Annotated in this window: 19 protein-coding genes; 6 read left to right on the forward strand and 13 right to left on the reverse strand. The window is 57.2% G+C overall.

Annotated elements, in window-relative coordinates:
• Positions 1-146: 146 nt before the first annotated feature.
• From WJU23_RS21485 to WJU23_RS21505, 5 genes are read right to left on the reverse strand one after another with little or no spacing between them, the layout of a single operon-like run.
• On the reverse strand, positions 147-1,247 hold the full coding sequence (locus WJU23_RS21485) for a type IV pilus twitching motility protein PilT (RefSeq protein ID WP_346334684.1): 1,101 nt from the start codon (positions 1,245-1,247) through the stop codon (positions 147-149).
• 52 nt (positions 1,248-1,299) lie between these two features.
• Positions 1,300-2,403: a type IV pilus twitching motility protein PilT gene (locus WJU23_RS21490; protein WP_346334685.1), complete on the reverse strand. Its 1,104-nt coding sequence runs from the start codon at positions 2,401-2,403 to the stop codon at positions 1,300-1,302.
• Positions 2,404-2,416: 13 nt separating this feature from the next.
• Positions 2,417-2,794: a hypothetical protein gene (locus WJU23_RS21495; protein WP_346334686.1), complete on the reverse strand. Its 378-nt coding sequence runs from the start codon at positions 2,792-2,794 to the stop codon at positions 2,417-2,419.
• On the reverse strand, positions 2,791-3,177 hold the full coding sequence (locus WJU23_RS21500; protein ID WP_346334687.1) for a phage holin family protein: 387 nt from the start codon (positions 3,175-3,177) through the stop codon (positions 2,791-2,793). The genes WJU23_RS21495 and WJU23_RS21500 overlap by 4 nt, the downstream gene beginning before the upstream one ends.
• 24 nt (positions 3,178-3,201) lie before the next feature.
• Entirely contained in the window at positions 3,202-3,609 is a 408-nt protein-coding gene (locus tag WJU23_RS21505; protein ID WP_346334688.1) for a hypothetical protein, read from the reverse strand.
• A gap of 290 nt (positions 3,610-3,899) precedes the next feature.
• Between WJU23_RS21505 and WJU23_RS21510 the strand changes: the two genes are divergently transcribed.
• From WJU23_RS21510 to WJU23_RS21520, 3 genes are all read left to right on the forward strand, one after another.
• The gene (locus tag WJU23_RS21510; protein WP_346334689.1) at positions 3,900-4,742 is read left to right on the forward strand and encodes a MotA/TolQ/ExbB proton channel family protein; all 843 of its coding nucleotides are present in this window, start codon (positions 3,900-3,902) and stop codon (positions 4,740-4,742) included.
• A gap of 62 nt (positions 4,743-4,804) precedes the next feature.
• Positions 4,805-5,245: a biopolymer transporter ExbD gene (locus tag WJU23_RS21515; protein ID WP_346334690.1), complete on the forward strand. Its 441-nt coding sequence runs from the start codon at positions 4,805-4,807 to the stop codon at positions 5,243-5,245.
• Position 5,246: 1 nt separating this feature from the next.
• Positions 5,247-7,724 carry a tetratricopeptide repeat protein gene (locus WJU23_RS21520; RefSeq protein WP_346334691.1) on the forward strand — a complete coding sequence of 826 codons (2,478 nt, stop codon included), beginning with the start codon at positions 5,247-5,249 and terminating at the stop codon, positions 7,722-7,724.
• Between the two features lie 24 nt (positions 7,725-7,748).
• Here the strand turns inward: WJU23_RS21520 and WJU23_RS21525 are convergent, their stop codons facing one another.
• From WJU23_RS21525 to queA, 6 genes are all read right to left on the reverse strand, one after another.
• A complete protein-coding gene (locus WJU23_RS21525; RefSeq protein ID WP_346334692.1) occupies positions 7,749-8,666 on the reverse strand; it encodes a LysR substrate-binding domain-containing protein in 918 nt (305 codons plus the stop codon).
• A 65-nt stretch (positions 8,667-8,731) separates the two neighbouring features.
• Positions 8,732-8,989, reverse strand: coding sequence for a hypothetical protein (locus WJU23_RS21530; RefSeq protein WP_346334693.1), 258 nt, complete (start codon positions 8,987-8,989; stop codon positions 8,732-8,734).
• Between the two features lie 126 nt (positions 8,990-9,115).
• Positions 9,116-10,429, reverse strand: coding sequence for a polysaccharide deacetylase family protein (locus tag WJU23_RS21535; RefSeq protein WP_346334694.1), 1,314 nt, complete (start codon positions 10,427-10,429; stop codon positions 9,116-9,118).
• Between the two features lie 69 nt (positions 10,430-10,498).
• Positions 10,499-11,485, reverse strand: coding sequence for a squalene/phytoene synthase family protein (locus WJU23_RS21540; RefSeq protein ID WP_346334695.1), 987 nt, complete (start codon positions 11,483-11,485; stop codon positions 10,499-10,501).
• Positions 11,486-11,542: 57 nt separating this feature from the next.
• The gene (locus tag WJU23_RS21545) at positions 11,543-13,231 is read right to left on the reverse strand and encodes a GDSL-type esterase/lipase family protein (RefSeq protein ID WP_346334696.1); all 1,689 of its coding nucleotides are present in this window, start codon (positions 13,229-13,231) and stop codon (positions 11,543-11,545) included.
• Between the two features lie 74 nt (positions 13,232-13,305).
• The gene (queA, locus tag WJU23_RS21550; protein ID WP_346334697.1) at positions 13,306-14,283 is read right to left on the reverse strand and encodes a tRNA preQ1(34) S-adenosylmethionine ribosyltransferase-isomerase QueA; all 978 of its coding nucleotides are present in this window, start codon (positions 14,281-14,283) and stop codon (positions 13,306-13,308) included.
• Positions 14,284-14,499: 216 nt separating this feature from the next.
• Between queA and WJU23_RS21555 the strand changes: the two genes are divergently transcribed.
• A complete protein-coding gene (locus WJU23_RS21555; protein ID WP_346334698.1) occupies positions 14,500-15,687 on the forward strand; it encodes a GDSL-type esterase/lipase family protein in 1,188 nt (395 codons plus the stop codon).
• Positions 15,688-15,697: 10 nt separating this feature from the next.
• Here the strand turns inward: WJU23_RS21555 and WJU23_RS21560 are convergent, their stop codons facing one another.
• A complete protein-coding gene (locus WJU23_RS21560) occupies positions 15,698-16,579 on the reverse strand; it encodes a LysR substrate-binding domain-containing protein (RefSeq protein WP_346334699.1) in 882 nt (293 codons plus the stop codon).
• Positions 16,580-16,668: 89 nt separating this feature from the next.
• Here WJU23_RS21560 and ilvD point away from each other — a divergent pair, with 89 nt between their 5' ends.
• On the forward strand, positions 16,669-18,348 hold the full coding sequence (gene ilvD, locus WJU23_RS21565; RefSeq protein ID WP_346334700.1) for a dihydroxy-acid dehydratase: 1,680 nt from the start codon (positions 16,669-16,671) through the stop codon (positions 18,346-18,348).
• 25 nt (positions 18,349-18,373) lie between these two features.
• On the opposite strand, the gene WJU23_RS21570 is transcribed toward ilvD, so the two are convergent.
• Positions 18,374-21,703 (reverse strand): exo-alpha-sialidase, encoded by a 3,330-nt coding sequence (locus WJU23_RS21570; RefSeq protein ID WP_346334701.1) that lies wholly within the window; start codon positions 21,701-21,703, stop codon positions 18,374-18,376.
• A gap of 184 nt (positions 21,704-21,887) precedes the next feature.
• Between WJU23_RS21570 and WJU23_RS21575 the strand changes: the two genes are divergently transcribed.
• The gene (locus WJU23_RS21575) at positions 21,888-22,892 is read left to right on the forward strand and encodes a galactose oxidase (protein WP_346334702.1); all 1,005 of its coding nucleotides are present in this window, start codon (positions 21,888-21,890) and stop codon (positions 22,890-22,892) included.
• Position 22,893: the final 1 nt, after the last annotated feature.

Here is a 22,893-nt window from a genome sequence, read left to right on the forward strand (position 1 = left end):
TTTTACCAGGGAATCTATCAAATTCAGCCGCGTGGTAATTGCCATTACCATTCAGCCAGCACTTTGCCCCGCAGAATGGGCGGGAAACTTGAAGCTACTGGAGGATTGCGTCCATCATGGCGCAATCCTCCAGATTATTAAGCTTTTTACTTTTTGGCTTCACCACCGGCATTGGCAATGGCCTGGTCCTCAGGAGGCAGGAAGGCTTTGAAGCGGCCTTTGTCAATGGCCTTCATGTAGGCCTCCATCGGGCTGGCGTAACCGTCACGCAGTTTCTGCCAGATGGAGTCATCCATGAACTGCATGCCCTGGGCCTTGCCGCCGATGATGACGTCGTAAAGCTTCTGGGTGGCACCTTCACGGATGATGGCACCGACAGCTGGGGTGGAAACCATGATTTCATTCACCGCCACACGGCCTTTGCCGTCCGCCTTCTTCATGAGAAGCTGGGCCACGACGCCCTTCAGGGAAGCGGCGAGCATGGTGCGCACCTGGCTCTGCTGGTCGGCCGGAAAGACGTCAATGATACGGTCAACGGTTTTACGGGCGTTGTTGGTGTGCAAGGTACCGAAGACCAGAAGCCCCGTCTCAGCCGCCGTCAGGGCGAGAGAGATGGTTTCGAGGTCGCGCATTTCCCCCACCAGCACGATGTCCGCATCCTGGCGGAGCGCCGCACGAAGTCCGTCAGAGAACGAAGGCGTCTGGATGGGAACCTCACGCTGGGTGATGATGCTGCGCTTGTTCTTGTGCACGAACTCGATGGGCTCCTCCACCGTGATAATGTGGCGGCGGAAATTAGTGTTGATGTAATCCAGCAGGGCGGCCAGCGTGGTGGATTTGCCAGAACCCGTCGGGCCGGTCACCAGAACCAGACCGCTGCGCATGTGGCCAAATTCCTTGACCACGGGTGGGATGCCAAGCTGCTCGAGGCTGGCGATTTTGGTGGGAATGATACGGAAGACGGCGGCATAGCCGTTCTGCTGCTTGAGGTAGTTGCAGCGGAAGCGGTGCTCGGCGTCCATCTCATAAGCGAAGTCAAGATCGCCTTTTTCAACGTAGCGCTCCCAGGCACGCGGCTCGCAGATCTCCCGCATCATGGTCTCCATGGTGGACTGGGTAAGGAGATCGGAGGCAATGGGTTTGATGCTGCCGTGGACGCGCACTTTAGGCGGCTGCCCCTGGCTCAGGTGAAGGTCAGAACCTCCCAGTTCGATGAGTTGCTGGAAGTAGTTGTCAATGATGGACATGATGGGTCAGAAAGTGCTGAAGTTAAAACAAGTGGATTCCAATCGCAGTGTATTATTGGAAGAAGGAGCGCATGAGCTGCTTGTCTTCGGCGCGTGATTCGCACTCCTCGCGGCTGATGATGCCCTGACTGTAAAGATTGCGGAGCGAATCATCCATCGTGATCATTCCGACATTCTTGCCGGTCTGCATGACGCCATTAAGCATGAAGGTTTTGCCATCCCGAATACAGGCCGACACAGCCGGTGTATTGACGAGGAGTTCCACGGCCATAGCTCGGCCGTTACCGTCTGTTTTGGGAACTAGCTGCTGGGAAATGATGCCGCGCAGGGATTCCGAGACCATGATGCGGATCTGATCCCGCTGATCTGGGGGGAAGACGTCCAGAACTCGGTCCAGAGTTCGCGCACTGTTTCCGGTGTGGAGGGTGCCGAGCACCAAGTGACCCGTTTCCGCCGCCGTGATGGCCAAGGAGATGGTCTCAAGGTCACGCATTTCCCCCACCATGATCACGTCCGGATCTTCACGAAGAGCACCACGAAGTGCAGATGCAAAGGAATCCGTGTGGGTGCCCACTTCACGCTGGTTTACGTGGCAGCTTTTGGGGGTGAGAACGTATTCGATCGGATCCTCAAGCGTGATGATGTGGTCCTGTCGCTCTTTGTTGATTTCATCAACAAGGGCAGCAAGCGTGGTGGACTTGCCACAACCCACCGGTCCTGTGACGAGCACCAGGCCGTTGTGATAGCGGATGAGGGTGCGGACCATTTCAGGAAGCCCCAGTTCCTCCACAGACCGGATGCTGGTGCTGATGATGCGGAAGGTGATGTCAATGCCCAAACGCTGCTGGACGACAGACGCGCGGAAGCGACCAAACTCGGGCGAGTAGGCAAAGTCCACATCGCCTTTGTTTTCGAGCTGATGAATCTGCGCCTCCGTGAGGAAACTGTAGGCCAGCCGCCGGGTGTCTTCAGGACTGAGCGAGGCGGAATTGGCCCAGATGGGAGTCAAGTTTCCGAACCGTCTCCATATGGGCTGGGCTGCGGTAGGGAGATGCAGGTCAGAGGCATCATACTGCATGCAAAAACGCAGATAATCATCCACATGGCCCAGTACGGGCACGAGATCTTCTTGGGGGGCGGCGGCTTGGTCGGACATGAGAGGGGGTAGTTCACGCACGCGGGCGTTCACCCTCGTGCCGAGAGAAATGTTCGGTCAGGTAAGATTGAAGATATTGGCTTCCATATTTCCACGCTGTCTGTTTCGCCATGGCGAGCATGGGAGACAAAATAAGCGCAATAAGGCCGCTCTTTGTAGCGGAAGCAGTCAAGTTGTCACGCTCAAACTTGCCTGCGCGTGCCGGCATTAATGAACGCACCAGAAAAAGTCCGCTCAGTGAGGCCGCTCCAATCCACACCCAGGGGTGCTTGCGCACGGAGCGCAGGAAGACCGCTTTGGGATTCAGTTCCTCGCTGGCGAGCTGCAAATGCGCCCCGAGCTGTGTCCGGGCAAGGGCCAAATCGTTGAGAACTTTCTGTTTGGGTGTCATAGGCCGGGGGGGGGATTGCCGATGAGATCGCGGTCTTTTTCAAACTGACGGAGCGTTTCTTCAAACACCCGCAGTTTCCGCAGCCGTACCTTGAGCAAGAAGAAGAATACAATGGCCAGGAACAGATGCACTCCGGCACCGCCCAGGGCGACATGCCACCATGGCCAGCCTTGGGAATCCGCCACCAGCCAGACCAGCGCAGGCAGGGCCAGCAGCCAGCCAAAGAGCAGGCAGCCGCACAGGACGACCACCAGGATGACAATTCCGCTGAGTTTGGAACCTGCCTCCTGGGCCTCGATCTGCAGCAGACGGCCTCGGGCTTCTGCGTAGAGGGCCAATGTGCGCAAGAGCGACCTCACCCGGGAGACCTTGGTGTCAATCATACTTCAAGTATAGTTGCGGAGATTTTAGCGGCGCAGCAGAAGGCCCACCACCAATCCCACGCCAAAGGCTGTCAGGAGTGCCTGGCGGGGTTTGACACGGGCCAGTTCTTCAGCCTCGGCAAAGAGATTTTCGCATTTTTCGCGAGCTTCACCCAGTGTTTCCTTCGCGTGGACGACAGCATCATCCGCATAATGTCGAAATTCGCCGGCTTTTTCAGTGAGGTCAGTTTTCAGTTCTGCAGCCTTTTGCTCAGCGGCGGTTTTAAACTGCTGGGCGCGGCTTTCAGCGGCCGTACGGATGTCGGAAGCTTTTTGAGCTGCGGCATTGCGGAGCTCTTCAGCGGCCTTGATGGCGCTTGCCTTGGCGGCCTGGAAGGGATCAATGCTGGGTGCGCTGCCGAAACCGTTGTCAGGATTGGTGGATTCGTTCATAAAATTAAGGGCTGATTCAAGTGTGATTTAATGCTTCTTCACCTGGATGGCGAATGAAAAAAGGCGGGGGGTAAACCGTGATGAAGGAAGTTTGGAGAGCGATCAACCCTCCTCTGTCCACATTCATTCGCTTGTTCTGCCCGGATCGTCCTTCTCGCATTGAAGGTTTTGTCAGGAAAACACAATTTTCATACAGAATGGCCATTATTTTGTCTCTTCTTACGTCTATTATCGCGGTCCTCGCCTCGTCTCTTGCATCCTTCACCCTCGCGCCTACAGTCTGCCTGCCCATGTATCGCCCCACTTTTCTTGCCCTCGCCATCCTGACCGTCGTGATGACATGGTTACCGCCGCTGGCCCACGCTCAATCTACGGCCCCTGCCCCGGCAACCCCCGCAGCTCCGATAGACCAGGTCATGACACCTGCGGCAGCAGCAGATGAAAACAACCCCTTCGCCAATGCCCTCACCCTGGAAGGCTTTATTCAAAGCACCGGTGTCATGGCTTACCCGCTGATTGTGCTTTCCATGATCACGGCGTTTCTCATCGTCCTGTTTACATTCACGGTGCGTCAGGGGACGGTGGTCAGCGATGCGTTCATGAACTCGGCTGATGCGCTGATCCGCAAGCAGGACTACCTGGGCCTGCTGGCTGTGTGCAACCGGCGCAATGAGTGCATCGCGCGCATCACGGCCAAGACGCTGGATTTTGCCACGCGCAATCCCACGGCCAGTTTTGAAGAGGTCAAAGAAGTGACTGAGGCCGAGGGCAACCGGCAGTCAAGCCTGCTGCTGGCCCGCATCGCCTACCTGGGCGATGTTGGCGCTGTGGCCCCCATGCTGGGACTGCTGGGCACCACTCTGGGCATGATCACCACCTTCCATGCCATCTCCGGCTCTGAATACGGCGGCTCAAACCAGCTCGGCCTGGCGCAAGGTGTTTCTGAAGCCCTTCTCTGCACGGCATCCGGACTCGTCATTGGCATTCCAGCGCTGATCTTTTATGCCATTTTCCGCGGCAAGGTGAACCGCCTCATCTCCGAGATGGAGGCCGCCACAACGCACCTGATGGCCCTGCTGGCCGTTCAATACAAACGTGCCGCCCGCGCCGTGGCCGGACGGGGAGATGCATAAACAGCTGAATAAAAGCCACGACTTCCGACACCAAGCTTTTTTGTCCATCCCGCTGCAGTGACATGAATTTCCGCAAACAGCATTCCATTGAACCCACGCCCATGCAGCTGGCACCGCTGGTGGATGTGCTGTTTCTGCTGGTCATTTTCTTCGCCGTGACCTCCCACTATGCCAAAAATGAGCAGGTTATGGACATCAGCGTCCCTGCGGCAGATGAAAAAGAAGAAAAGGATGAGCGGTTCCGCAACGTCGGTGAAATCATCATCAACATCAAATCCGGGGGCGAGATCATCGTCAACGGCCAGCAACTGACCGAGGATGAGCTGCTGGTGAAGCTGAAGAACATCACTTCCATGTACAAAGACCAGGCTGTTATTCTCAGGGGGGATCGCGTATCCAATTTTCAATACGTGATCAACGTCCTGGATGCCTGCCAGAAAGCTGGCATCTACAACATCGCTTTTGCCACCCAGAAGCCTGAAACTGAAGCCCCGAAGAACTGAGATGCGCCGCCAAGACCTGTCCCGTCACCTGCTTTGCTTCTGCCTGATCGGCGTGGCCGCTGCACCGGAGCTCACCGGCCAGGAGGTACCGCGTGCCATTCCTGTGGAGGAGGATGAGCAAAGGCCCGTTCCCAAGGCCATTCCGGTTGACCCCACCGTGCTGCCGGCCCAGCCAGCCACCCCGCCAAAACCCAAGTCCCCAGACCAGGATCTGTTTGACTATGCCACCATGATCTATGAGCGCGGGGAGTACGGTCTCGCCGCCCAATCCTATGGCCAATATCTTCAGAACTATCCTTCAGGTGCAGAAGTGCCCCTGGCCCTTTTCCGTGTGGGTGAATGCTACATGAAGCAAAACCAGCTCAAGGTGGCTGAAACTTATTACCTGGAGGTGGTGAGCCGCTACCCAAATTCCGAAGGAGCCCCTTCTGCGGCCTACCGGCTGGGAGCGATGCGTTTCAATGCCAGGGATTTTGAGGAGTCCGCACGCCAGTTTGCCTTTTGTGAAACCAAAAGCACGCTTCCACAAGTACGTCTGGCGGCCGCCTATAACCGGGCCCGGGCCTATCAGATGCTCAATGATCCCAAGCGCCAAAGCGCGGCCTTGCTGTCCGTTGTAGGCGTTAAAACGGACAATCCCTACCGTGAAGCGGCTCTTTTGATGCTGGGCACCGTCTATCTGGCAGAAGACAAGAAGAATGAAGCCCTGCCGCTGTTCATGGATCTCCTCAAAGAAAGCAAGGACAATGCAGTGCTGTCCGAAGCAAGTGTCAAAGCCGCCGTCCTCCAGGCTGAGACCGGAAAGCCTGAGGAAGCCATCCCCTTGTTTGAGCGGGCTCTGACCATTCCGGAGACGACGCCGGTGAACCGGGGCATCGCCCTTGTCGGCATCGTCCAGGCCCTGTTTGCCAAAGGTGATTATGATGCTGTCATTGACCAGTATCACCGCAACTCAGGCGTACTTCCGGAAGGTGACATCCGTCCTAAAATGCTGCTGCTGGTGGGCAATGCCTACCGGATGAAAAAGAGCTATGCCCGTGCTGTCGAAGTCTATTTGATGGTTGAACAGGGTTACCCGGGAAGTGACCCGGCCTTTGAAGCCGGCTATTGGAAACTGTACTGCTTCTATCTGCTGGATGACCGCCAGATCGGTGATTTTGCGACAGAATTCATCCAGCGGAATCTACAGAGCCGCCCGCAGCATGAATTTATCAATCTGGCCCGCCTTATCCGGGCGGACTTTTACTTCAGGCAGAGTGAATATGACAAGGCGGCCGACAGCTACAGCGATGTACAAACCGACAGGCTGCCTGAGAAACTCCAGCCGGGCACGCTCTTCAACAAAGCCTGGGCCCTGGCCGAGGCATCGCGGCATCAGGATGCCATTGGCGCCTTTACCCAGTTCCTTGCAGATTACCCTGCGCATGAATTTAAGCCCAAGGCGCTGGCACGCCGCGGACTGGCCTACCGTGAGTCCAAGGACCTGCCAAAGGCGGTGGGCGACTTTCAGCGGGTCATCAAAGAGTTCACCAATTCAGACGCCGCCGAAATTTCTTACTTGCAGTTAGGCCTCATTGCCATGGAGCAGCGTGACGCCAAAGCCATGGTTGCCGCCTTTGAAATGCTGGTGCAGAAGTACCCTCGCAGCCAGGCCGCAGGCCAGGCGTGGTATGGCATCGGACGCGGATACTTCGATCAGAAAGACTGGGACAAGGCTGTCCCGGCACTGAAGAAGGCCATCGAGACGGACAAAGAAAACAATCTGGACCGCGCCAACCAGATGCTTCTCCTGGCGCTCTATGCGCAGCAGAATGTGGACGGGCTCAGTGCAGCGATTGATGATTATCGCAAGGCCAGCCCCAATGCCAACGTCCCTCCCAATGTCGTTTCATGGCTGGGTTTGAAGCTGTATGACATGAAGCTTTACGCCCGCTCCACCAAGTATCTCAGCCTGGCCACGACTCCGGAAGCCCCTGAAAACACAGATCCACGTGTGTGGAACTACCTGGGCATGGCTTTCCTGGAGATCCAAAATTATGAAGCCAGTATCAAGGCCATTGATCATTTTCTGGCCGTGACGCCTGACAGCGCGGTCAAAGCGCGAGGTCTGATGACCAAAGGCCGTGCCCTGCTTGGCCTGGGCAAGATTGATGAAGCTGAAAAAGTCGCCCAGGAAGGCCTGAGCTTCGCGAAAGATGGCAAACCCCAGGCCCTTCTGCTCATTCTGGAAGGCGATGTCGCCCTGGCCGCAGGGAAAAAGCTGGAAAGTGAAGGCGATGCCAATGCCGCCTTGGAAAAATACAAGGCCGCTGCAGGGAAATTCATGTTTCCTGCGCAGTTCTTTGACGACAATGAGCTGACACCAGAGGCCATGGACAAGGCCGCTCAGGCTTTGGAAAAGGCCGGACAGGCGGAGAAAGCGGCCGAGTTTCGCAAACTGCTCAAGGAGAAATATCCAGGCTACGGAGCTGGGAAATAGCCGTCGCCACTCCAATCCAACCCTTCAAAGCCAAAGCCTGCCGGCCTCCAGCCATTCCAGCACAAGCTCCCGAAAGGCCTGAACTGGCGGCTGGATCTCATCAGGATTCCACACCATGACCAGGGGCACGGTGCGTTCTGGCGTGACACTGAGATATCGCAGCGCCGGGGACATGGACGCGGCAGCCACACTGTCGGTCACAATACCCACCCCTGCCCCGGCTTCTGTATAGCTGAGCACTGTGCCCATCAGACTGGGGCTGTAGGCAATGCGTGGTGTAAAGCCCGCAGCACGGCAGGCAGCCAAAATCTCATCGTGAAGACCCACGCCCTCCCGCCGGGCCAGAACAATGAGCGGCTCCCTGGCCAGCATCTTCCAGGTCACGGACTCCTGCTCTCCCAAAGGATGATCCAGTGGAACCACCACCCCCAACGGCTCTTTCCGCAGCAGCAAAGTTTCCAATGACCTCTCCCCCTGGCCCGGCAGCGGACGTGTAATGGCCACCGACAGGCGGCCTTTGGCCACCATCTCCCAGACACGCTCGGGAGTGCGCTCTTCCAGATGAACCGATACTTTCGGATATCGGACACGGTAATCATGCAGGAGACGGCCCAAAAACCTCTGGGTCGGAGGTCCGATGTAGCCTAGCCTGAGCTCGCCCTCTTCGCCAGAGGCAGTACGGCGGACCCGGCGCATGGATTCTTCGAACCGTTCCAAAAGCAGTCCTGTCTCATGCAAAAGCACTGCGCCTGCGGGGGTCAGGGCAACCGTGCGCCGGTCGCGCTCAATTAACCTTGCCCCCAGTTCCTGCTCCAGTTCCTGCACTGCACGAGACAGCGCGGGCTGGGCAATATGAAGACGGCGGGAGGCCTGGGAGAAACTCAGCTCCTCCGCCACAGCTTGAAAATAACGCAAATGCCGCAGATCCATGATCTGCGGCATTACGCTTGATGCCTTCAAGTGGCAAGAAAATGGACGTGCAAATGCCCGCCCAAACTAAAATCTGATCAGGCCTTTTTATCTGCCTTTTTTTGCTTGGACCAGCGGAGGCGCTGAGCTGCAGCAATTTTTTCTTTGGCTTCGGGGGACATGGTGCGTTTTTTGCGCCCCGTGGGAGTGACTTTTTCGCTCTTGGCGAGCTTTTTAACTGCTTTGAAGTCGCCACCGAGAATGGATGCGAGTTCAGACTCAAGTTTCTCGATCTGTCTGGTAATTTCCAGAGCACGTGTAAGTTGATCCACCGAAGGAAGTGATGATTTGGCCATGAATATGTTGTTGGATTTAGTGAAGATACATATCTTCTGAGTATTCCTAACCAATGTCAATCAAAGGTTGGTACTTTGTTAACATTTAGTCAGACAAGGCTTTTACCGGACTGTGAGTCTTCCAGATTATGACTGGGGCAGATAACTGGCTTCAAGGTCCACTTTAAACCTCCAGGTTATCACCTCGTCCGGCTCGCCTGCGGCCCGTTTAAAGCTCAGGGTTACAGCACAGTCCTGACGTCGCAGACGGTATGGCAGCAGGTAACTTACCTGCATGGACTGCGGATCATAACTTGCCGGCACTGTGCCCAGTCCTGCTATGCGGAGGCGCACGGTTTCAGGAACCACGGTGCCCACCCTTTGTAAATTCACCCTTATTTCCGGTCTCCTTTCTTTGATAACCTCACCCGGTGCAGGACTCATCTCTACAAGCTGACGGCCTTCTGAATCTTTCGCATCCGTCTTCAGGAAATGGTTCGAAGTCACATCCCCTCGCCCGCGAAAACTGGTGGCCAGACGGAAGTTGGCATCACTTTCCCCATGGATAATGAAGCGGCCGATCTTCCCAAGGGGAGTGTCCCAGTTCACTTTCTGACTGTTCACCGTAACCAGGGATTCATACCCCACTTGAAGCCCCATTTCTGCCATTGAGTCATCGAATACTCCGAACGGATAGGCAAAGCTGGTGCAGGGTACACCCGTGTTTTTCTCAACGAACTCTTTCGAGTCTTTCAGCTCACCGAGAACCCACTGAAGGTGCTCCTCATCACTTCTGCCTTTTTTATTCCTCAAGCTTTCATGCGAGACGCTGTGGCTCCCGATTTCGCATCCATACTTCATCATTTCTTTAATTTGCTCCCAGTTCAAACTCCTCCCGCCAATGTTTACATACTTTTTATAAACGTATACGGTAAATGGGAAGCCGTATTCTTTTAGCACCGGGAAGGCGTAGGTATAGACTCCAACCCAGCCGTCATCCATGGTGATGACGAGAGATTCTTCCGGAATATTTTTCAAACCTTTACGCCAGGCTATGACATCGCTCAAAGGAATGACCGGGATTCCTGACTCTTTGATGGCTTTCATCTGCTCGCGAAACTTGCTGGCAGCAATGATCATGGGACTTCCACCCCGCTCACGAAAGTCATGGTAGCCCAGAATGGAAACAACAGCCGATTTGTTAAGCTCAAACGGTTCGGCCTTGGGAGCGAGGTCTTCTTCCCTGGCTGCTTCAAAGACCGCACTGTCCTTCAACCGCTTTTCCATGGCTTCTTCCTCTGGCGTGAGGGGAGGAGCGGAGACTCCGGACGGATCATCAGGAGACGGCTCCTGGGTGATGCCTGCTGCTTCAGCCAGGCGGTCAAGTTTCGACTCAATGCGTTTACAAGCAGGAAGTCCAGGAAGGAGAACAAGGGAAAGGAGGAGCGTGAAGTAACGCATGCGTAGAGTTACATACGGGCAGACCTGATTGCAACCTTGACACGAGGCGGCTTTGACCGGCCACCATCCTCACTTTTCCAGCCTGCGGCAGAGCTTTTCCATGGCCTGCGCATTCCGGCACGCGATGGTGGCTTCCGCCAGAATCATGGCCATGTCCAGGCGGCTCACCTTGATGCCTTCCTTAACCTGCTTCCATGGGGCTGATTTCATCCTGGACAGGGTTTTGATGCCGATGAAAAGCGGAAGGGAGGTTGCGTAGCGCAGCTTGCCATCAGCAACGTGCTGGACGTAGAGCAGCCCCGATCCGAGGTGATCTCTGCAAACCTGCATCCACTGGGACCATTCCGCCTCCAGTTCTGCTTCCCCGGCCAGTCCGCCAGGCAGGTAACAGCGGCCATCACGCATGTCCTCACCGACATCTCTGAGGATGTTGATCAGCTGCAGCCCCTTGCCGAAGCTGGCACCCCAGGCCTTCATCTGGTCAACAGACACGGCAGGATCCAATGAGGCGGGTTTTTCAACGGCACACATCTCAGTCCAAAACTCTCCGACGCAACCTGCCACGAGCCAGGTGTATTCATCCAGTTCTGCGGCGGAATTTAGAGCACGCACCTGTCCATCCCCAGGGAAACGCTGGATGTCCAGAATCTGTCCCCGGATAATATGGTGTAGCACCTCACGGATGGCCCTGAGCCCTGCACCCTGCATCGTCCCCAGCCAGGCCAGACCGTCGGCAAAGCGCTCCATCAGACGGCGCTCAGCCTCGTCCTGTTGAAGAGAAACAAAGCGGGTGCGCACCGTCTCAGCCAGACGGGCGTGCACCTCAGGCTGCCCCTGCACCAGCGCTTCGTATTCCTGCAAACACTCCAGGCGCAGTTCCGCGGGGACATCGGCGGTGTCGGCGATTGTATCCGCCGTTCGTGCCAGCAAATAAGCGAGGGAAATGGGCTCCCGAAGCTCACGCGGCAGCGCCTTCAGTGTGAGGTAAAAAGAGCGGGAAACGGAGGCCAGCAACTGGCCGCCCAGCTCCCGTTCGTGGTGTGATTCATCAGACATCAGCGCCTCAATACCGCCTGCCCGCCCGGCGCTCCAGCACAAACTGCGGTGGTCTGCTCAGCGGGTGTTCTTGAGGATGAAATCTACGATCGGCGTGCTGTCATCCAACCCGTGAGGATGATGACCGACACCCGGCTTGGCGATCAGGGTGATGCTGCCGCCAAGCGCTTTATAGCGCTCCGCGATGACACCTGTGTTTTCCTCCCACGGCACTACTTCATCCGCATCCCCATAGACATGCAGCAGGGGCACTTTGCTCCTGGCCAAAGGAGCGAGGTTATCTACCGGATTCACTTTGGCAGCGAGCGCCTCGGCCTCATCTTTGAAGCCCCACAGTTTAAGCACACGATCCCAGTTCTTCGGGTCGCCCTTCCCCTGCCCTTTGCCTCCGGGCCAGCTTTTGAAATCGCACACAGGGGCATCGGCATAGATGCAGGAAACTTTGTCCGGATTGGCCGCAGCCCAGTTATAGCAATAAAGACCGCCCCGGCTCAGCCCGACGAGCGACGGCTTCTTGCTCAGCCCATAGCGTGTGGTGAGCTCCTGATAAAAAACATTCCAATGTGCCACTGCGCCGGGAGAGCCCAGCATGTCCTGCACTTTCAAATAAGCGATGTGATAGCCTTTTTCCAGCAGGGCGATATCTGGGGCGGGTTTGTGGCCAAAAAACTCCCCATGCCAGACCCAAGGCATGCCTGCCGCAGGCTGCTTGGGGACCACCACTAGAGCAGCTTTGCCATCCACCATGAAGTCGTATTTGGGAAACCCGTTCCAATCGGAGACAGTGCCCGGAAAACCGGCTGCCGATGTCTTCATTTGCGCAAGATCCCGCGCTCTGGCATCCAGGTCAGCGGCTTGTTTTTGTGCTTCAGCCAATGGCAGGCCTTCTTTCACCCCAGGACGGGTGTGTTTGGTTTCCGTCAGCCAGGCATCCCGTAGAAGGTTCACCTTTTTTTGCACCGTTTCGAAGATGGCCGTCCCATTCGGATTGTCAGGCTTCCCATCGCCAGAAACCTTGAGCCCCCAATGCTGCAAAAGTGGCTTTGCCATGACGAGATGCCCCTCTGCATTGGGGTGGATGCCGTCCTTGGAAAAAGTAAACTGGGCATCACCGCGCCGGGCTTCCGCCAGCGCCTGGGTCATCGCGCCATGCACATCCAACACTACCCAGCCCTCTTTGCGCTGATTCAGCAGCCACTGGCTGTAGGCGGTCAGAACTTCATCGTAACCCGCGTATGGCTGCGGATACTCCTTCAGCCCGGCAGGCAGCAGCCTGGCCTGGATCGGCAATGGGTCAAAGGCAGCCGGAGTTAAATGAATAATCTCGGCCCCCACCGCAGCCACTTTGGCCCTCAGCTTCAACATCCCATCCTGATAAGCTTTCATGCGCTCCGGGCTCAGCGGATAGTAGATCCCATCATTCATGCCATAACAGGCAATGACGAGCTGGGGTTTCGTTTTGGCCAGCACCCGGTCCAGGCGTTCATGCAGATCTGGACGCGGAAATTTGCCCCCGGCGTGGCCTTCTTCCGACAGACCGGAAACCGTCTCGCTGGACAGTCCCAGGTTCATGATTTCATACTTTTTCTCCGGATGCTGAGCGATCAAAGCCGCCTCCACAATCTGCACATAGGTCCCGTTATAAGTGATGCTGTCCCCCAAAATCAGGATGCGCTGCGCATCCGGCAGGGCTGCATGAAGAGGCAGCAGGCAGAGACAAAGAACTGTGAGCAATAAGATGCGCATGGTGGAAATGGAAGTACGAGGTAGAACAGGCTGACTCTTCATAGAATCACAAAAGAGATCTGCAATGGATTCAGTCAGACAATCAGCATGCAGTCTCCATAACTGAAAAAGCGGTATCGCTCGCGGATGGCCTCTTCATAGGCGCGGAGGATGAGTTCCTTGCCGGCAAAGGCGCTCACCAGCATGATGAGCGTGGACTTGGGCAGATGAAAATTCGTCAGCATGGCCCCCACGGCATTAAACTTGTAACCGGGGTAAATGAAGATGTCCGTGCTGCCGCTGGCAGCCTCCACGCGGCCATGGTGATCCCTGGCCACAGTCTCCAGCGTGCGCATGGCGGTGGTGCCCACAGCGACCACCCTTTGAGCCTTTTGTACTGCGGAGGCGGTTTCCGCGCTCACCTGATACTGCTCGCTGTGCATGACGTGCTCTTCGATCTTGTCCGCTTTCACCGGCTGAAAAGTGCCCACGCCCACATGCAGCGTGACGAAGGCATGGGGCAGCTTTTCCAGGATGTCTGGTGTGAAATGCAAACCGGCTGTCGGTGCGGCAATGGCTCCGGCTGCCTGGGCAAAGACGGTCTGGTATCGCTCCCGATCCGCAGGCTGGTCATCCCGCCCCATGTAGTGTGGCAGCGCCAGATGCCCATGAGCATCTTCGTCCACTTCACGGTCCCATTCGATGATGCGCTCGCCGTTTTCCAGGATCTCCTGCACGGTGCCGGTGGCTTCGCCGATCTGTACGGTATTGCCCATCCGAAACTTCTTTCCCGGCTTCACCATGCAGCGCCAGCGTGTGGCTGTCAGCGGTTCCAGGCGCAGCACTTCACGGCCTCCATCATTGGAAAAATAACGCGCCGGGACGACGCGTGTGTTGTTCATCACCCAGAGGTCCCCTGGCCTGACAAAGGTCGGCAAATCTGCAAACTGCCGGTGCTCCACGGTCCCCGTTTCACGATGCACCACCAGCATGCGTGATGCGGCGCGGTCTGGCAGCGGCTCACTGGCGATGAGTTCGGGCGGGAGGTGATAATCAAAGTCGGAGGTGAGCACGGCGGGAAAGTTCAGGTTTACGGGTGGGGATCATAGCAGGAAAGCGAAAAATGATCAGAGCGGGTGATGCGCAGCACTTGCCAGAGAGGTGCGTTGCTTCCACCATGCCGCCTCATGCGCTTGTTTCCTCTTGCTCTCTTATCGTTGCTAATCGTTCCCGTCTTTGCAGAAGATAAAACTCTGGCTCTTGTCCCGGCGCAGGAATGCCGGCCCCGCATGGGCCTGCCAAATTTTCTGGCAAAGGTCAGCCAGCCGGGCGCGGAAGTTCGTATTGGCTACCTCGGCGGCAGCATCACGGCCCAGAAAGGCTGGCGGCCAAAAACGCTCGTCCATTTTCAGCAGAGCTATCCTCAGGCGAAGATCAGCGAGATCAATGCGGCCATCGGTGGCACCGGTTCGGACCTTGGCGTGTTTCGCGTCAAACAGGACGTACTGGATCACACGCCGGATCTGTTGTTTGTCGAGTTTGCCGTCAATGACGGCGGTGCGGCCCCTGAGCAGATCTACCGCTGCATGGAGGGCATCGTCCGGCAGACCTGGAAAGCGCTGCCAGACTGTGACATCTGCTTTGTCTATACCCTGACGGAAGCCCTGTCCCCGCCGATGAAGGAAGGGAACTTCCAGCGCTCCGCCAGCGCCATGGAAAAAGTGGCGGATCATTACGGCATCCCCACGATCCACATGGGCATGGAAGTGGCCCGGCTGGCCAAGGAAGGCAAGCTGCTCTGGAGAGCCCCGCTGCCCAAAACGGATGAAGAAAAACAAGCCCTGGGGGACAAGTTTGTCTTCGCTCCGGACAGCGTGCATCCGCATGTGGAGACAGGTCATGAATTGTATCTGGCCGCCATCGTGCGCTCCCTGGAGCCCATCAAATCCGCATCAAAGACCCCGGCTTCACATTCCCTGCCCGCTCCTTTCATCGCTACGAATTATGAACGCGCCCAGCTCCTGCCGATTACTCAGGCGACGCTTTCTCAAGGCTTTGTTGCGCTGGATTCCAAAACAGATCCTTTTGGCAAACGCTGGGCCAACCGCATGACCTCTCTGCATAAAGGCAGCAAGCCTGGTGACACGATCACCTTCAAATTCAAAGGCACCCGCTGCGCTATCTATGATCTCGTGGGTCCGGATGGAGGCCAGGTCATCATCACTCTGGATGACCAGCCGGCCAAAATCGTGCCCCGCTTTGATGCCTATTGCACCTACCACCGGCTTTCCACGTTGCTGATCGGGACCGGCCTTGAAGATATCGAACACACGGTGAAAATCGAAATTCATCCTGACCAGCCCGACAAGGCCACCATCCTCGCCAAGAATAAAAACGTCATGGACAAGCCGGAACGTTTTGATGGAACCGTCATTTATCCAGGTGCCATTTTGGTCGTGGGTGAGATCCTGCCATAACCTTGCCGCATCAGGCTTTCAGCACCTTCATTAAATCGGCCAGAGGCACCATGAGCCGCCCTTGCTGACAGGCAAAAACATGGGTGATCTTGGGGCTTCCTTTCAGTGGGATGGGCTGGATGGCTGTTTTCATAATGCCCGCCAGCGCTGCCGGGAGCAGGGCGATGCCTGACCCCGCCGCCACCATTAACGCTACGGCCTGGGCGCGAGGAGATTCCAGGATGATGCGTGGGCGGAATCCGGCCGCTTTACAAAGCTCCCTCACATGCGCTGCGAAGGCTGGTGCCGATTCATGCGACACAGCAATGAAGGATTCCTCCGCCAGTGATTTCAGCGCCAGGCTTCGTGAACCTGCCAGCCGGTGCCCCGGCGGAACAAAGCACATCAAGGGCTCCTGATGCCAGGCCAGAAACTGGATCCCGGCAGGCTTCACTGAAGGCACAATGCCCACGAACCCGCCGTCCAGACGTCCTTCCGCAATGGCTTTGAGCTGCTCGTTGGGAGAGAGGTCCTGCAGCATGATCTGCACAGCGGGATACAGCTCACGGTAGCGGCGGAAGCTCTCCACCAGCTCATCATTCATCACCGCGCTGACAAAGCCCAACCGCAGCCGGGCAGTTTCGCCCATGGCTGAGCGCCGGGCGATCTCCCCTGCCCTGGCCAGCAACCTGGGCAGGCTGCGAGTTTCTTCATAAAACAGGCTGCCTGCCGATGTCAGCGCTACCCGGCGCGGTTCCCGTGAGAAAAGCTGCGCACCGATCTTTTCCTCCAGCGTGCGGATGTGACGGGAAAGCGGCGGCTGGGCCAGATTCAGCCGCCGTGCCGCGCGCGTAAAGGAGAGCTCCTCCGCCACGGCAATAAAACATTCAATCTCACGAATGGAATAGTCCATACTGAAACGGTATCACAAATGCACAAAAGTGGTAATTCAATCATGATTAGGCCGTGTCATTTTGTGTCCGTCACCACCACACACAAATCATGGCCATCAGCGACACCATCAAAAGAGGAGCCATTCGCGCTCCGCACCGCAGCCTACTCCGCGCCACCGGAGTCATTCAGTCTGAGGACGACTGGGACAAGCCTTTCATTGCGATTGCTAACTCCTTCGTCCAGATCATTCCCGGCCACGCGCATCTGGATGTGGTGGGGAAGAAAGTGCGCGAAGCCGTGCGTGCAGCCGGCGGGGTGCCTTTCGAATTCAACACCATCGGCGTAGATGATGGCATCGCCATGGGCCATGGCGGCATGAAGTACTCTCTGGCTTCCAGGGAAATCATCGCCGACTCCGTTGAGACGATGCTGCGTGCCCATTGTTTTGACGGTGTGGTGTGCATCCCCAATTGCGACAAGATCGTGCCCGGCATGATGATGGGCGCGGCGCGGGTGAACATCCCTTCCCTGTTTGTTTCTGGCGGCCCCATGCGATCCGGCAAGGATCCGACGACTGGCCGGTCGCTGAACCTCGCCTCCGTGTTTGAGGCCGTGGGCCAGCTATCTGCCAATACAATCACCGAGGAACAGCTCAGCACGATTGAAAAAAATGCCTGTCCCACCTGCGGCTCCTGCTCCGGCATGTTCACCGCCAATTCCATGAACTGCCTGTGCGAGGCCCTGGGCTGGGCGCTGCCGGGCAATGGTTCCATCCTGGCCACAGATCCGGCACGTGATGCGCTGTTTGAACGGGCTGGCCGGACCATCGTGCGGCTGGTGCGGGACAATGTGCGGCCATCGGACCTTTTGACACGTGAGGCTTTTGAAAACGCGCTGGCGCTGGACATGGCCATGGGCGGATCTTCCAACACCATCTTGCACACCATTGCAGTGGCGCATGAGGCTGGAGTGCCGCTGACCATGGCAGACTTCAATGCCATCGCCGAGCGGGTTCCCCACATCTGCAAAGTGGCTCCGTCAGGTCATTATTACATGGAGGACGTGGACCGTGCCGGCGGCATCATGGCCATATTGAAGACACTGCAAAAGAAGCCGGGTGTCCTTCATGAGGATGCTTTCACCGTGAGTGGCCTAACCATCGGTGAAACCATCTCCGCTGCGGAAGTGAAGGACGATGACGTCATCCGGCCTATCGAAAGGGCACACTCGCCGAAGGGCGGGCTGGCGGTGCTGTATGGCAACATCGCGCCGGATGGGTGTGTGGTGAAGACGGCAGGGGTGAATCCAAGCATGATGGAATTCACCGGGAAGGCGGTCATCTTTGAATCGCAGGAGGAGGCCCATGTGGGCATCCTGGGCGGGCGCGTGAATGCTGGAGACGTGGTGGTGATCCGTTACGAAGGTCCACGCGGCGGCCCCGGCATGCAGGAGATGCTCGCGCCCACGGCGGCAATCGCCGGGCGTGGATTGGGCGATTCCGTGGCCTTAATCACAGATGGCCGTTTTTCTGGGGCGACACGCGGCGGGGCCATCGGCCATGTATCGCCTGAAGCGGCGGCAGGTGGTCCCATAGCATTGATTGAGGCCGGTGATCTCATTGAGATCAACATCCCTGCACGAACCATCCGCATGCTGGTTTCAGACGAAGTGCTGGAAGAGCGCCGGGGCGGATGGACTCCGCCAGCCCCCAAGGCGCGGACGGGTTACCTAGCAAGGTATGCAGCGATGGTGGGGAGCGCGGACACAGGAGCCATTTTGCGAGTGTAAGACCCCAAAAATCGATGCGACAGCCTTATAACCAGCCGAGGCTTTTCAAGAACTCATCCATCTTCTTGACCGTCTCAGCATACAAGGTCGCGTCTTTGAACATGTAAGTGTGGATGGCATTCTCCGGCGCGACAAACTCAATCCGGTTACCGGCTTTGCGCATGGCGGCATCAAAGTCTCGGGCGCCTTTGATGGGGGTGACGGTATCACCGGTGCCGTGGAAAAGCAGCGTGGGCGGCAGTGAGGGGCGTACCTGGTGCGCAGGTGAAAGCACCTGCCAGCGGTCGCCGATCTTGGCCTGGCCATAGCCTTCCTTGGAAGTATCAATGACGGGCGAGAAAAGGATCAGCGCATTGGGCGCACAGGAGATGAGCAGATTTTCATCTTCATGATCCACGCCAGGAAACATGGCGGTGGCAGCGGCGAGATGGCCACCAGCGGAAGCGCCATTGGCGACGATCTTATCCGGATCAATGCCGAGTTCGGCCGCATGGGTGCGGATGTAACGAAGAGCGGCGCGAGCATCTTTGACACAGCCAAAAACAGAGACAGGACCGCCGGCTTTGTATAAACGATACTGGACGCTGATGCCCACCATGCCGAGCTTGGCGCAGTGGTCCGCAAAGGGATACATGCTGCGCGTGGAGCCGCTGGTCCAGCCACCACCATGGATGGAGACAAAGCAGGCGCGCCTGTCGCCTTTCTTCAGGCCGGCTGGCTCGAAAATGTCGAGGCCCAGCTCCACATCGCCGATCTTTTTGTAGATCACGCGACGGGTGGGGTTCATGCCTGCGGCGAGCTGGCTGAGATAGTTTGGCGTCGGTTTTTTGGCAGCCGGTTTTGCGGCCGCTGCGGTGACTTTGGGAGCCGGTTTGACACCTTTATATTTCGCGAGCTGGGCCTTGGTGGGCAGGATGGCGAAGTCACTCTCTTTGATGGTTAAATGCAGGGCCTGCTGCCAGCGATGCGGCATGAAGAGGTGCATGACGCCGTCTTCGGTAAAGGCATCCAGGTAGGAGCACTGAAAGTTGAATCCGCCGACGGCGAGGTTGTTTTCAACGGCATTGGCCATGACAAAGCGCGGCTCGCTCCAGCTATGGCCTTCATCGGTGGAGGTGGAGACCCAGACCTCTGAGCGTACCTTCATCGTCTCGGCCTTGTCATTGAGGTCGCGGGGATTGGTGGGCGGGAGCTTGTTGTGATGAAAGGCAACGAGGGTTTTTCCATCGGACAAGGGGAAGAGCATCGGTGGTGCATCGGGATGGACGAGGCTGCTGGGGGCGGGTTCAGTCCAGGTCTTGCCGTCATCCTTGCTCCAGGCCGTAAAGAGCTTGCCCGCAGGCGTGCGGGACATGAAGAGCACCTTGCCACCGCCAAGGTTCAGCGGGCGGCCTTCGTCCATGCGGTCGAATCCTTTGGCAAACCAGCCATTGGGCCGGGCATCGGGAAGGACGGTCCACGTTTCCCCTTTGTCCTCAGAGCGCAGGAGGTATTGCTTGGTCTTGATCGGCTTGAAGGACCAGTCCGCAATGTGGGAGCCGAGCAGCCAGGTACCGGCATCGGTCTCTGTCATGCGCATGACGGACATGCCGCGAAAGCCTGGATCATTGACCGGGGCAATCAGCTTCACATCGGACCAGGTGTGGCCATTGTCATCGGACCAGCGGTATCCGATGGCGGCGTTCTCATGCTGGCCGCCTTCATGCGTCCAATGACTGTGGATGGGCTGGGTGCCGAAGGCATAGAGACGCTTGCTTCCGCGCGGGATGAAAGGGATAAACCCATGCTGGCCATACGGCACGTCATAAGCAATGGCGGGGGTGCTCCAGGTCTGGCCTTTGTCAGTGGAGCGGCATGCCATCATGGTATTGATCTTCTCACCCTTGCTCTTGGCATAATGGTCGCCCTCAGGAAACATCAGCAAATAATCACCATTCGGTGTGATGGTGGCACGGGTTTCCAGGATGCGTGAGGTGGTGCGGTGGACGAGCTGGCCCTGGATGGCATTCACAGTGATGAGGCCCATCTGCGGATGCAGGACAAGACCATCCGGCACTTTTTTGGTGGACAGAGCCAAGCCACTGACCGTAACCGGATCCATGATGGTAAGGTCCGCCCGACTGACTTCCGGGGTGGTGTCCTTGCCATGGGTCAGCCATTCCAGATTGAAGCGGGCCAGCGTCAGGCTGTCGCCGGCAAAATGAGGTTTGACCTTGGCAGCCCCATGGAAACAAAGGATGGTGCCCTTCTGCGTGACGGCGATGTCGCTGTAGGCGCTATAGCCTGGTTCGATGACTTTGTTGACGGGCCACGTGAGACCTTCGTCATAGCTGAGCTTGACGCTGAGATTCTTCCTGACGCGGCTTTTGCCAGGTTCAGGATCGCCCTTTTGGCGGGCACCTTCCAGGTTGTGCGGATTGGAAAACAGCAGGCGGTTTTTCTGGCCGTTGGCGGCGCTGGAAAAACGGACGATGCCTCCCATGCAGATGGGTTCCAGCAAGGCGTCATCAAAGCGCGGTTTGCTCCAGCCGGTCGCACCGTCCTTGCTGACCGTGACCAGGCGGCGGTGAGCCTTGGATTCACTTCGCACGTTTAGCATCACATCGCCATTGGAGAGTTCCACGGCCACAGTCTCATTGGGGTTGATCCATTCCTCAGTATTGGGCACGGCGATCTCGCCAGCGTTCCAGGTCTTGCCCTGGTCGTCACTGTAAATGGTGGCGGTGACACTCGGGCGGTGGGCATTGCCGCCAGTGCCAGTGGAGAGCCAAACGGGGACAATTAAACGGCCTGTCTTTCGCAGCTGAATGCTGTGATTAGGCCCCGTGGCCAGCACCTTCCAATCATAGTCTTTGCGGAAGGACTCGAAAGTCTGAGTGATTTCCACCGGCTTGCTCCAGGTCATCCCGTCATCCGTACTGCGCTGGTAAAAGGCGCGCATGTATTCCAGGCAAAAGAGCATGTGCACGGTGCCATCCTTGTCCGCGATGAGGACCGGGTTGTTATAGGTGACGGTTTTTGGGTCTGTGCTTTTAAGCAGGAGAGAAAAGGGGTTCTTGGTCTTTGGTCCCGTGACCTCCACAATGTTTTTTGGCTCGCTCCAGGTGAGACCGTCATCGGTGCTCCTGCGCAGAAGGACATCAATTTCATCCCAATCGCTACCGTTCTTGCGAGCTTCACACCAGGCCAATACGGTACCTTTAGCTGTGACGACGATCCCTGGAATGTGAAAGATCTTATAACCCAGGTCGCCTTCTTTGAAGATCACCTGCTTTTCCATGAAGGGTTCAGCCGCACAGAGCGGGAGAGCGATGCTGAAGGCCGCCGCCATGGCCAAAACAAGATGCGTTTTCATAAGAGGTTGGAAAGGTTGTCCGGTATAAACGCAGGATGCGATGCGGCTTCACTGGTCAGCACAGCAGGCCAGTGCTGGTCTAACTGGGTTATTTTTGTAACCAGGAAGAAAGAATAGCCAGCGCACGTGATGTCGTGATATGACCGCGCTTACAATGAGATCCCTGCTGTCTGCCACCCTGTTTATGCTCACCCTTCCTACCGTTGCCCAAGATGACTGGACATCCCTTCCCGCCTTGCCTGATACAGAAGGTTTTGCAGGTTCCTTTGCGGGCGTAGCCGGTGGAGCCTTGCTGGTGGCCGGAGGCACCAACTTCCCCGACAAGCGCCCTTGGGAAGGCGGAACCAAAGTGTGGTATGATACCGTCTATGCGCTCGGTCAGCCGGATGGGAAATGGAAAAAAGCCGGTCGGCTGCCCAAACCGAATGGATACGGCGTTTCCATCACCACACCGGACGGCCTTGCCTGCATCGGTGGAGGTGATTTGGAGTCGAATTTTCGGGATGTCTTTCGACTCCGTTACACCAATGGCAAGCTCACCACCCAGGCCCTTCCTCTCCTGCCGCAGCCTTGCGCCTTCATGGCCGGTGCGGAAATGGACGGCATCCTTTACGTCGCAGGCGGCATCTCCACACCTACGGCAACCACAGCCCTGAGCACGCTCTGGGCTTTGGACCTGAAACAGGTGGACAAGGGCTGGAAAGAACTTCCCCCCTGCCCCGGACCGGCACGAATCCTTGCCACCATGGCCGCCCATGACGGCGTGCTTTATTTCATCAGCGGAGCGTCCCTCAAAGCTGATGCTGACGGCAAACCTGCCCGCGAATGGCTCAGCGATGCATGGAGCTACCGGCCTAACCAGGGATGGAAAAAAATCGCCGACATCCCGCGTGTAGCTGTGGCCGCTCCCAGCCCTGCTCCTGTCATGGATGATCATATCCTCATCCTGGGCGGTGACGACGGGGTCAATGTCAACTTTGAGCCCAAGGACAAACATCCCGGCTTCCCGCGCGAAATCCTCACCTACCATCCCGGCAGCGACAGTTGGGGAGGAATTGGCGATCTGCCTTTTTCCCTGGTCACCACCCCCGCTGTTGAGTGGCATGGGCGCATCATCATCGCCGGAGGCGAGGCCCGGCCAGGTAAAAGATCCCCGGAAGTCTGGAGCGGAAAACCCGTGATCCCCTGAT

This window comes from Prosthecobacter sp. SYSU 5D2 (genome assembly GCF_039655865.1).
GTDB lineage: Bacteria > Verrucomicrobiota > Verrucomicrobiia > Verrucomicrobiales > Verrucomicrobiaceae > Prosthecobacter.